Origin of the sequence: uncultured Brachyspira sp., assembly GCF_910578695.1 — a bacterium.
Taxonomy (GTDB): Bacteria; Spirochaetota; Brachyspiria; order Brachyspirales; family Brachyspiraceae; genus Brachyspira.
In genome coordinates, this window is the sequence record NZ_CAJTQJ010000031.1 from 15,841 (window position 1) to 27,842 (window position 12,002).

General features: G+C 24.9%; 10 protein-coding genes. 2 read left to right on the forward strand and 8 right to left on the reverse strand.

Translation table 11 applies throughout. The features are described from left to right. Positions 1-99 precede the first annotated feature (99 nt). Together QZ288_RS08735 and QZ288_RS08740 are read left to right on the forward strand one after the other, a co-directional pair. Positions 100-516, forward strand: coding sequence for a hypothetical protein (locus tag QZ288_RS08735; RefSeq protein WP_295157809.1), 417 nt, complete (start codon positions 100-102; stop codon positions 514-516). Between the two features lie 72 nt (positions 517-588). Further along, positions 589-945 carry an FMN-binding protein gene (locus QZ288_RS08740; RefSeq protein WP_295157812.1) on the forward strand — a complete coding sequence of 119 codons (357 nt, stop codon included), beginning with the start codon at positions 589-591 and terminating at the stop codon, positions 943-945. Between the two features lie 27 nt (positions 946-972). On the opposite strand, the gene QZ288_RS08745 is transcribed toward QZ288_RS08740, so the two are convergent. The 8 genes from QZ288_RS08745 to QZ288_RS08780 all read right to left on the reverse strand — a co-directional run. Beyond that, positions 973-2,559 carry a ComEC/Rec2 family competence protein gene (locus QZ288_RS08745; RefSeq protein ID WP_295157815.1) on the reverse strand — a complete coding sequence of 529 codons (1,587 nt, stop codon included), beginning with the start codon at positions 2,557-2,559 and terminating at the stop codon, positions 973-975. A gap of 15 nt (positions 2,560-2,574) precedes the next feature. Further along, a complete protein-coding gene (locus tag QZ288_RS08750) occupies positions 2,575-3,144 on the reverse strand; it encodes a TetR/AcrR family transcriptional regulator (RefSeq protein ID WP_295157818.1) in 570 nt (189 codons plus the stop codon). Between the two features lie 86 nt (positions 3,145-3,230). After that, on the reverse strand, positions 3,231-3,989 hold the full coding sequence (locus QZ288_RS08755) for a FecR domain-containing protein (protein ID WP_295157822.1): 759 nt from the start codon (positions 3,987-3,989) through the stop codon (positions 3,231-3,233). Positions 3,990-4,065: 76 nt separating this feature from the next. Next, positions 4,066-6,630 carry a penicillin-binding protein 1C gene (pbpC, locus tag QZ288_RS08760; RefSeq protein ID WP_295157824.1) on the reverse strand — a complete coding sequence of 855 codons (2,565 nt, stop codon included), beginning with the start codon at positions 6,628-6,630 and terminating at the stop codon, positions 4,066-4,068. Positions 6,631-6,888: 258 nt separating this feature from the next. Then, positions 6,889-8,187: a glutamate-5-semialdehyde dehydrogenase gene (locus QZ288_RS08765; protein ID WP_295157827.1), complete on the reverse strand. Its 1,299-nt coding sequence runs from the start codon at positions 8,185-8,187 to the stop codon at positions 6,889-6,891. A 37-nt stretch (positions 8,188-8,224) separates the two neighbouring features. Further along, positions 8,225-9,094, reverse strand: coding sequence for a 50S ribosomal protein L11 methyltransferase (locus tag QZ288_RS08770; RefSeq protein ID WP_295157829.1), 870 nt, complete (start codon positions 9,092-9,094; stop codon positions 8,225-8,227). A 22-nt stretch (positions 9,095-9,116) separates the two neighbouring features. After that, entirely contained in the window at positions 9,117-11,096 is a 1,980-nt protein-coding gene (locus QZ288_RS08775) for a DUF4954 family protein (RefSeq protein WP_295157831.1), read from the reverse strand. Positions 11,097-11,698: 602 nt separating this feature from the next. Then, on the reverse strand, positions 11,699-12,002 hold a 304-nt coding region (locus tag QZ288_RS08780; RefSeq protein WP_295157834.1), incomplete at its 5' end, for a hypothetical protein.

Below are 12,002 nucleotides of genomic sequence, written 5' to 3' on the forward strand. Positions count from 1 at the left end.
ATTATACTCTAAAATTAATAAATATGTATAATTATATGCTTTAAAAAAAATAAATTTTGACGAATATTTTTTATAGTATTTTTTATATTTGGGGGTTATATGAAATATAATTATATAATAATTTTAATATTATCTTTATTATCTTTATCATGCCAGTCATCAGAAAAAACAGTTTATAATATAAATCTTAATGAAGGGTGGGTTAATGAAAATAAATTTACTGCTGCTTCTATAGGATATCCGAATGCTTATGCTTCTACAAAGGAAGATGCAAAAACAAGTGCTTTTAATGCTGCTTTGGCATTATCAAAAGTAAAAATAGAAAATGCTTTTGCTAAAGAACTTCCGAACAAAAAAGATGAAAATAGCGAATTAAAATATATTGTAGAAAAGTATATAAAAATAGAATATTCTAGTTTTGTAGATGACAGATACTGTCAGATAAAAACTACTGTAGAGTATAATAATTTATTAGGACTGCTTAGGGAAGGAAATATAAAAAAAATATTAAATTAATTTTACAAATATTTTACTTTTTATTATACATTAAGTTTTAATAAAAAGTACATTAAAAGAGGAGAAAGATATATGAATCTTAAAAGAGTTATGGTTTTAGCTGCTGCAGTTATTTTTTCAGCTAGTATATTTCTATTTGCTCAAGGTAAAGTTAATTTAGCTAAAGTACCTGACGGAACTTATCTAGGAAATTACAAAGCTACTTACAAAACAGCTAAAGGCGATTATCAGGCTAAAGTTACTGTTGCAGGCGGTAAATTAACAAAAGTTGTATTAACAAAATGCGGTCATAGCAGCGGACCTGCTAGAGGAAAAGCAGCTTATGACAAAATGATACAAGCTAACAATATTTATGTTGATGGTGTAAGCGGTGCTACTTGGGCTGCATTAGTTGAAGATGCTTTGACTAAACTTACTCCTGCTAAATAATTAATAAGAAATTTTTAATATGCGTATCTATTTTTTAGATACGCTTTTTTTATTTATTATAATTCTAAAAATTATTCCTATAAATACTATCATAAATGTAATGAAAACGGCTGAATATAAATTTAATGATAAATTATATTTCAAAAAGTTTATACGGCTTAATTTGTATGCTGTATTTATTAAAAGATTAGAACAAAATTCAACTGTTCGGGCTGGAAAAATAGATAACGGCTTATATATATTGTATGTTATTACTGTTATTAATGATGATGAAAGTATTATAAATGATAAAGGTACTGCAAAAATATTAGCTAGTATAGAAGTAAGGTTTAATATTGAAAAATGATGTATGCTTAATGGAAGTACTGTTATTAATGCGAATATATTAATAGAGAGAAAAGAAAGTAATTTTACAGATATATTTTTTATTATATTATTAAATTTTATATTTTTTATATTTCTTATTATATAAAAATTGAATATAGGATAATAAATGATTATTCCTAATGCTGCTAGAAATGAAAATTGAAAACTTATATCTTTAATTGAATTTGGATTTAGAATTAGTATAATTAAAGCTGATATGAATAATGCATTTATAGAATTTCTGTTTCTGTCAAAATAATATGATATTAATAAGCATAATGCCATTATACTAGCTCTCATTATAGAAACAGAAAATAAAGTAATAGGCGGATATATTATTATTGCTGTAATAGAAGATATCAATATTCTTTTATAAAAGTTTAATGAAAAAAATGATAATATTAAAAATAGAATTGAAATTATCATAGAAATATGAAGCCCTGATATTGAAAGTATATGAGATATTCCTGCATCTATAAAGTATTTTCTTATATGATACGGTATTATATTTTTATCTCCTATCATTATACCTTGTGCTATGGAGTATGGTATAGCTTCCATATTTGCTCCAAGTGATTCTTTTATTATATTTCTTATTTTTATAGAATAATAATTTATTTTATTAAAAATAGAAAATCCTCTTTTTTGAACGGTAAAATTATTATACTGATATATGGCTGCAGTACCGTAAAGCATTCTGTCAGCAAGTACTTTAATAATTATTTCATTATCGTATTCATTATTATTATTATTATTATTATTTGTTAATATATTTTTATACAGATTCAATTTTGATGATACTGTTATTTCATCATTAATGAACAATGGTTTTAATGAATTATTATAAAGCCTTATATTTCCGCAGTAATTATGCCAGTTTGTACCATCATAAATTTTATCAACATAAGCAATATATCTGTCTCTAAATCCTATAACTCCGTCATAAGATAATATTTTGGCATTATACGCTTCTATTTCTTTATCAAATTTACCTAGAGTATTATTAAATATATCATAATATCTTATAATTGTATAACTGTATCCTATAAACAAACAAGAAAATATTAATATCATAATAGAAATATAATATTTATTTTTTAGAAATATTGATATTATAATTAATATTATAGATATAATAATTGATATATAAATAAAATCTTGATTTATAAAAGCCAATGATATACCGATAGCAAATAATAATGTTATGTATATTATATATGTTATAGGGTATACAAATAGCTTTTTCATTATGAGGTATTTACTTTAATTTCTTTTTACTATTCCGTAGAATATAATATTTATTATAGTATCTAAATCTTTTTCATAATCTTCTGCATCTTTATTTTTAGCCCATTCCAATTCAAAGCCTTTTATTATAGCCAAAACAGCCTCAGTAGCAAGCCTTAAATCCATATTAAATAATCCTTTTTTTACTCCGCTTCTTAATATCATTTTTATAGTATTATATTCTTCTTTATGGTATTGTGCTCTCATATGTTCTATAAGGGTAAAATCTTCAAATATTTCGCTATGCAATGCTTCATAAAGATTTGCAAGTTTTATATATCCTTTCTGCCTAGTTAATATATATGCTCTTAATTTTGATTCTGCTGTATCTTCTTTCTTTACAGATTCATATAATTCTTTTTTTAAATCATTTGCTTCATTTTCTGCTATAGCAAAAAATATTTCTTCTTTACTGTTAAAATAATGATAAATACTGCTTTTCGATTTATGCACCATCAATGCTATATCGCTCATAGATGCTTTTTTAAAACCGTATTTTTTGAATAACTTTTTCCCTGCATTTACTATCTGTTCACGAGGCGTCATATATTTACCTTTAACTCATTTTATTGTATTATATATCTTAAATTTTTATTTGTCAAAGTGTAAATTAATCATCAAATTTTTATGAATTATTCTTTTCTTTCATTAGTGATAATAAAAGTAGTTCTGTTTTCATTAGTATTGCCCGCATAATCTATAGATGTTATTTCTGACACAGTATTAGTTTGTGAATACATTTGATTTTTTATATTATTTATATCTATTTTATCAGCAACAACAGTTTCAACATAAGGCATAGAAGCTATTTCATTTATAATATTAGTGAATTCTTTATTCAATTCTATATTTTTCAGAGAAAGTTTATTTGAATTATCTATATTAGCTTCCATAAATTGATTGATTTTAGTACCGTTTATTTCTCCGTCTCCGTATATGAATTGTGCTTTTGTATTTCCATTGGAGTATGATACTGCTGCTACACCTGATACTTTAATATCAGCATTTGAAGTTGATATTATGATAGAATCCTGTTTTGTATTTGATGAAGCTGCAATTAAAAAATCGCCTTTATCTAAATATAATTTTGTATTTCCTGTTTTATCATAAGATTCATTAATATTCAATAATGAGTTTTCTTTTACTTTAAATATATTATTGCTTTCTAAATATGAAACAAGAGAAGAATTTTTTTCTGTAGAAATATTATCTTTAGTAAATAATAAATCTCCATACTGAGCAGGTTTTGTTATAGTTTTCTGCGATGATATTTTTACTTTTCCTTTAACATCTACAACTTTCATATACTGATTTGTTTTATAAACTGAAAATAATGTAAAAGTTATAGAAAATATCAATAATAATATAATAGAAATAATTTTTTTACTCATTAAAATACTCCGTAAGCAATACAATTAATACTGTTAATATTATCGATATTAAAAAAATTATCAATACTGTTTTTTTTTACTGTACATATATTTTTACAGAAGAACTCTTTATAATTTCGCCTTCTTCTGTTTTTGCTTCTATATAGAAAGTATAATCTCCCTGTTTTAAATTCCATCTTATATACTCTTTTTTCAAATCATTAATATCTGCTATTATCTCTTTATTGCAGTATAGCTGAGCACTTACAGTATTTTTAGGTATGTATGAAGATATAAATATATTTTGATATTCTATAGGCAGAGAAGAATCTATTTTGTATACGGAATTATCAGCAGGTTCTTTTATTGAAAGCCTTTCTTTTATATTAGAATTAATATTTTTTTCGGCAGAATTGATAGCTTCATCAAAAGAATAATATAGAGAAGTATTTTCCTGATTAATATTTTCTTTATCAATATTTTCTTTATCAGTTTCTAAATCTATATTCTGATTATTATTTTTTATTCTATTATAAGCATATATATTATTTATTTTAGTCCACTCTGAGTTCGGATATTCTAACTGCTGTTCTTTAGCCCAGCCATTATATTCGCTTGGAAGATTGACAAAAACTTTTTCGCTTACAGAACCGTCTGAATTTATTTTTATATATAAATTATGAACATCGCATTCTTCTTTAGGTATATTTATATGTGAAAACTCTTCAAGCCTTATTTCTTTACAAAACTCTCCTCTGAGTTTTCCGCTTATAAGACAGATTTCTCTTTTTATTATAGTATCAGGTTTATTCCATTTTGTTTCTTTATGACTTTTATTAAGCATACTAAATAAATCATAAAGTATAGGCACAGCTCCGTTTCCGCCTGTTATATTAATCATCTCGCTTCCTGCAAAATCGCCCAGCCATATACCTACAATATAATCTCTTGTATATCCTATAGCCCAAGCATCTCTTGAACCTTTTGAAGTTCCTGTTTTTATTGCTATAGAGAAAGGATAAACTATTCCTCTATAGCTTCTAAAAGAGCCCATTCTGGCATTTCTGTCAGAGAGTATGCTTGTTATTAAATAGGCACTTTCTTCAGAAATTACTTTTCTTGTAATTTTTTTAGGAAGCGTTATAACTTCTCCGTTTGCTTTTTTTAATGAAGTTATGGAATAATTATTTATAAATATGCCTGAATTTGGAAATATAGTATATGCAGAAGCTAAATCTATTAAACGGACTTCGGCACTTCCAAGCACCAAAGAATATCCGTAATAATCAGGATTTTTATTTATTGAACTTAAGCCTGATTGTAAAAGTATATTTTGAAAATCTTTTATACTGTATCTAGCAAGCCATTTAACAGCAGGTATATTCAGAGAATTAGCCAATGCATCTCTTATGGTAACAGGACCTCTATATTTATGATCAAAGTTTTCAGGTATATAATCTCCTCCAGGTGAATTTATATATGTTTTAATATCTGCTATAACTGAAGCAGGAGATTCTCCTTTATCAAATAAATATGCATACATAAAAGGTTTTAAAGTACTTCCAGCCTGTCTTAATGATGCAGCCCCATTTACTGCTCCATGCGTTTCATTATCAAAATAGTCCATAGAGCCTATCATTGAAAGTACTTCTCCTGTTTTGGCATTAAGTATTATGCAGGATATATTTCTTACATTAAAAGTATGAAGAGACTGACTTGAATTGCTTATAACTGAAACGGCTTCTTTTTGCATTTTATAATCTAATGTTGTTCTTAATTCAGTCACTTCTGCATATTTTAATTTTTCTAAAGATTCTTTTGCATACATTGCGAAATGAGGTGCTTTGAAAGTATATTTTTCTTTATCATCAAAAATTTTAGGCTTTTCGTTTATGTATTTATTATAATTTTCTTCTTTTATAAAATTATTATTTTTCATTTCTCCAAGTACATATATTCTTCTTGAAGTTAATCTGTCTTCATATTTGTAAGGATTAAATTTTGTGCCTGATTTTATTATAGAAGCAAGCATTGCAGATTCATTTATATTTAAATCTTTTGTTTTTTTATGAAAGTATAAATCGCTTGCTGCTCCTATGCCATAGCAATTATTTCCAAAAAATACTCTATTTAAATATTCTGTAAGTATTTCTTCTTTTGTAAGATTTCTTTCTAATCTCATAGAATCAAGTGCTTCATAAAATTTATTTATATAAGTTCTGCTGCGTGGTATTATGCTTTTAGCTAGCTGCTGAGTAATGGTGCTTCCTCCAGATACTACTTTACCGCTTATTAAATTTGATAAAAATGCCCTTATTACAGCTTTATAATCTATACCATTATGCTTAAAAAAATTTTTATCTTCAGCACTTATAACTGCATTGATTAAATTTTCTGATAAGTCATCATATTTAATTTCTTCAAAAAATCCGCCGTGTTTTGGAAATATTGTTGATATTAATATAGAGTTTCTGTCATATATTTTTAAGGCTCTCTCTTCATTGATATTTAATTCATTTTGAGAAAACGGTTTGTTTATATATTCTTTACAGTCTTTATAAAAATTATATATTTTAGGTATAAATATTACTGATGATATTATTAAAGATGATAATAGTATATATATTATAGTTAATGCTGTTTTTCTTATAAATTTTTCCATAATTTTTTATTATTTTTATTTATAAATCTATTTCTATCTATAAATCCGCCTATAAATATCAATTATAAACTGTTTTTTTTTAATTATTTTTTAATAAGCTTTGCTATTATTAATAATGCAGAACACTTATAATTTTATAAAATAATATATTTTTAAACACTGCTATTTTATAGTAAAATTATAAATAGTCAAATTATGTTTTTATATTATTCAAATAAGTTATAAATAACTTATATAATTATTTTTTTAATAATAAATTTATTTTATTCTTTTATGCTTAAAACTTGCTTTATGATTTACATAGTCATCAACTATTTGGTAGTTTCCAAAAATTTTATATTTGTATATTGTAAGTCCTTCCAAACCAACAGGACCTCTTGCATGAGTTTTGTTTGTTGAAATTCCTACTTCTGCACCAAAGCCGTATCTGAATCCGTCAGAAAATCTTGTAGAAGCATTACAGTATATATTGGCAGAATCAACATAAGTCATAAACTTTTCTATATTATCTTTATTTTCGGATATGATTGAGTCTGTATGATGAGAACTGTATTTATTAATATGATTATATGCTTCTTCTATGCATGATACTATTTTTAATGATACTTCTTTTTCTCCATACTCAATATGCCAGTCTTTTACTTCTCCTATATCATTTTTATTAAGTATTTTTTTTATTTCTTCATCAGCATTTATTTTTATATCATTATCTTTGAATAAATTATAAAGTTTAGGTATATATTCAGATGCTATATTTTTATTTATAAGTATAGTTTCAACAGCATTGCATGCACTCGGATACTGTGCTTTTGAATCTAAGCATATTTTTAATGCCTTTTCCTGATTTGCACTTTCATCTATATATAGATGACATATACCGTCAGCATGTCCTAATACTGGTATATTAGTATTTGACTTTATGTATTGAACTAAGCTGTTTCCTCCTCTTGGTATTATGAGATCAATATATTTATCCATTGAAAGCAATTCTTTAATATCTTCTTTTGTGAATACTAAATTTACAGAGTTATTAGGAAATTCTTTTATGCTATTTAAAGTTTCTTCTATTATAGAAAATATTGCCTTATTAGTATTTTCTCCCTCGCTTCCGCCTTTAAGTATAACTGCATTAGATGATTTTATGCATAAAGATGATATCTGAGATATAACATCAGGACGAGCTTCAAATATTACAGCAATTAATCCTATAGGGCAGGATACTTTTTTTAATATTAAATTATCATCAAGTTCTGTTTCTAATAATACTTTATTTATAGGCTCTTCAAGTTTTACTACATCTCTTATACCCAAAACAACATCTGTCAATTTATTTTCATCTAATTTTAATCTGTTAAATACTGCTTTAGAAATTTTATTTTCATCAAGAAGTTTTTCAGCGTATTGCAAATCTTTTTTATTAGCTTCAAATATTTTATCTTTATTTTCTTCTATTTTCTTTGCTATTTCAAGCAGAGCCTTATTTTTTATTTCTGTATTTAAAGACTGCAGCTGATATGAAGCTTCTTTTGCATTTTTTACTAAATCTATTAATTGCATATAATTCTCCTTAAAATATATTACTAATTTAATATAATTAATCATTAATAATCATTATTGACACCCAGTCATTTTTTCTTTTTCTTAAAACAATATTAAGTTTATTTTCTCTTACAGCATTATTCATATATGATTCTTTTTCTAACAATATTCCTGATAATATTAAAACTGAGCTAGGTTTTAATAATTCTTTTAATTCTGCCAATATTTCTATTAGTATATCTGTTTCTATGTTTGCAATAACTAAATCAAATTTTAAATTTATTAAATCTTCTGCACTTCCAAGCATAACATTATTTAATTTTATATCATTATAAGATGCATTATCTAAAGTGCAGTTTACAGCATCATTATCTATATCTATAGAAGTAATATTTTTTGCACCCAGCTTATATGCAAATAATGATAATATTCCGCTTCCGCATCCTATATCAGCTATACTTTTGGAAGAAATATCATTATTATTTGCATATTCATTAATCATTTCAAGAGCAAGCGATGTAGTTTCATGAGTTCCTGAACCAAATGCATATTGCTTTGCTATATAAAGTATATTGCCTTTCTCTTCATTGTTATAAAAATCTTTTAAATTCGGCACTATTGTTATATTTCCTATATCAAAAGGCTTTAGAAAGTCCATATATGAAGTTAAATATTCTTCAGATTTTAATTTTTCTGCATTATAAGTGTATTCAGCAATACCTTTAATATTTTCTTCTATTATAGATAAATTATTTTTTAATATTTCTTCATTTTCATTATATATATTAACTATTGATATATTTTCTTCCTTTGCAGGAAACTCTGTATTAAAGCCTAGTATATTTAATTTTCCGCTTTCTATAACAGCTTCAATTATATCTTCAAATCCTCTCTCTACTTTTACAGACAATGAATATATAATCATAATAACTCCGAATATTTTATTATTATAATATATCAATTATATTATTAATATCATTGATTTTACTTTCCATATCTTTTTTATATTTTATAACAAAAGCATTATCATTAACAGTGCCTCTAACAGCTTCAAAATCTTTTTCCATAACATCTTTATCATCTATTCCGAAGCTAATCATTTTTGATATATCATATTCTTTCTGAACATCTTTATAAAATATTTTATGTGCCTCTTCCAATAATGATATATGTTTTTGTAATAATGTTTTTATAGTTTCTTTATTTATATTTTTTATATTATATCTTAATTTAGCTTTATGCATTACCCAAGATTTTTCATCTTCTGTATATATATTGTATAATTTTTCAAATTCTCCTATTAATGTTTTTATATCATTTATTTTATTATTTTCCAAGTCATTTATAATATTATCTACTCTTTTTTTAGCACATATAAGCCCGCCTATATCAGCCCAGCTTTCAAAAATACTATTTTCATTATATCGTAAATTTGATTCTATTTCATCTATATTCTTTGAACTGCTTATATATGAAAGTATTTTATTATGCAGGTATAAATCTATTGCTATTGAATATCTTTTTGAATATTTATCTAAAGAAGATTTTTTTATAATAATATTTTTATATGTCAAAAAATCTTCATTGATGTTATCTTCTTTTTTTATTTCTTCTAATATTTTTTCCGATTTAAGCATTTTTGATACAGTATAAGGACTAAATACATCAAATATTATAAAATCTTTTTTATCCTCTTTTCTTCTGTCTCTTTCTTTCCATTTATTTTCATCTCTTGAAAGTCCCACTCCGAATAGATTTAAAGCAGGTATAAGTCTAGTTTTATGATATCCATGCTCTGTTATATATGAGAAAGGAAAATCCGAAGTATCTACATTGTCATAATGAGCACCTATTACAGTAGAGAATGCTCCTATATGAGAGGGCCATAAAATATATGAGTTGCTGCCTGTTTTGCATCCCCTTTCCATAAATCCATGATGATAAGGTCCTAGCTTATACATATGATTGCTTTGATTTGTAGCACTTCCTGCATTGAAAAATGAAAAATGACTTGCTATTAAAAGAGTAGCTTTATGATGAGTGACTGTATAAGGACCTGCAAATATTGAAAACATTTCTCCATGTTCTCCCTCGCAGTTTGCAAATAAAATAGAATCTTCACAGGAAAATTGTCTTCCAAGTTTAACTCCTTCTCCTATAAATGCCTTTTTTGTAAAAGTGCCGTCAACTATATTAGCACCTTTAAGAACAATAGAGTCTTTTAATATAACAGAAGTTCCTATATATGAAGGACATTCTTTTGTGCTTATTACTGTGGTATTATTAATTTCATCTGTATTTTCTATTGTGGCATAAGGATCTATTAATGAGTTTTTTATAAGTCTTGCATTAATTATTTTTGCATATTTTTTTATTTTTCCAAATCTTCTTGTTTTTTGTTTTGTGTATTCATCTATCATAGAATTTATTTTTTCACGCATTGCTTTTTTATGTCTGTACATTGCAATTAAATATGCTATATGAGAATTAAGTCTATTAAAAATTTTTACGCTTCTTCCTTCTCCTTCCATAATAGGGGAGGTTTCTACTCCGTTTCCAAAACTGCTTTTTCCTTCCATATATATGGAGCCTGCATTTTCTATTATCACGCCGTTTTCTATTTTATAATTTGCTATAAATCTTCCTATATTATTAATATATACATTTCCATTAATAAATACATCTATTAAAGTAGCTCTGTTTATAGAAGCTAATAATTTTACTTTATTATGATATTTTACCATACCATTAAGTGCATTTATTTTAATTCTGCCATGAAACTGAACATCTTTTATTCTGCTTAAATCTACATTCTTTATTAATATTTTTTCCCAAGACTGAGAATTACATCCTTGAGATTTTAGAAAATTTATTTCTTCATTTGTGAGATTCCTGAAATTATTATCCTCTTTTTTGAAAATATACATAATTAAAAATTTTTCCTTATAATATTATTTTTTATTAATCATTATGTTAACTTATAAAAATAATTAATTTTTTTGTAAAAATAAAAATTCGTTAAAAAATGAAAAATATTACAGATTATATATTATAATTAAATAATTTGCTATTACTATTATTAAATAAATTTAAGTTTTTCTAATATATAAAACTAAGATAATAAATTTTTAATTTATAAAATAATATTTTCAAACAAATAAAGATATTATGGGCTGTCCTAGATAACTAAAATTTATTATTACTAGCTTAAAACTCGATACAATAATCTTATAGCTCTAAAATCATTTTTGATAATCACTGCAATTTTTAACATTTAGCACACTCATAACCTTTCATATTTCAAATATTTAAAATTCTATATAAATAAAAACCCCCTTGCTTAATATAAACAAAGGGGCATATTTAATCAAAGCCTACTAGGATAATTATGAAGCTTGAGTAAATATCTAAGTTATAACAAATATTATTTGCAAAACTCTAAAATAATATTATACAGGCAACAGGTATATAAGAGAAGTAATATCCACCCCTATATACTCTTTAATAAATAAAAATACTACTATTATTATTACTCCCAAGCATTATTAGCATCATTAGAAGATTTTAAAGTAATAACTACTTTTACTTCTGTAACACCTGAAGGAAGTTTATATCCTTGCAATGCTTTTAATGTTAACAATGCTGAAGCACTTGTATTATCAGAAGCTACAGCTTCAAATTTAACACTAAGCATATCATCAATAGCAATACCTTTTTGAGTAGCAACAGTAAAGTCTAAATTTTCTATATTTTGATTAAGAGTATTAATATTTCCTTTTGCAGTATTATTACCAATTTCAACTGTGAATGTACTTTGTTGATCATTATAAGTT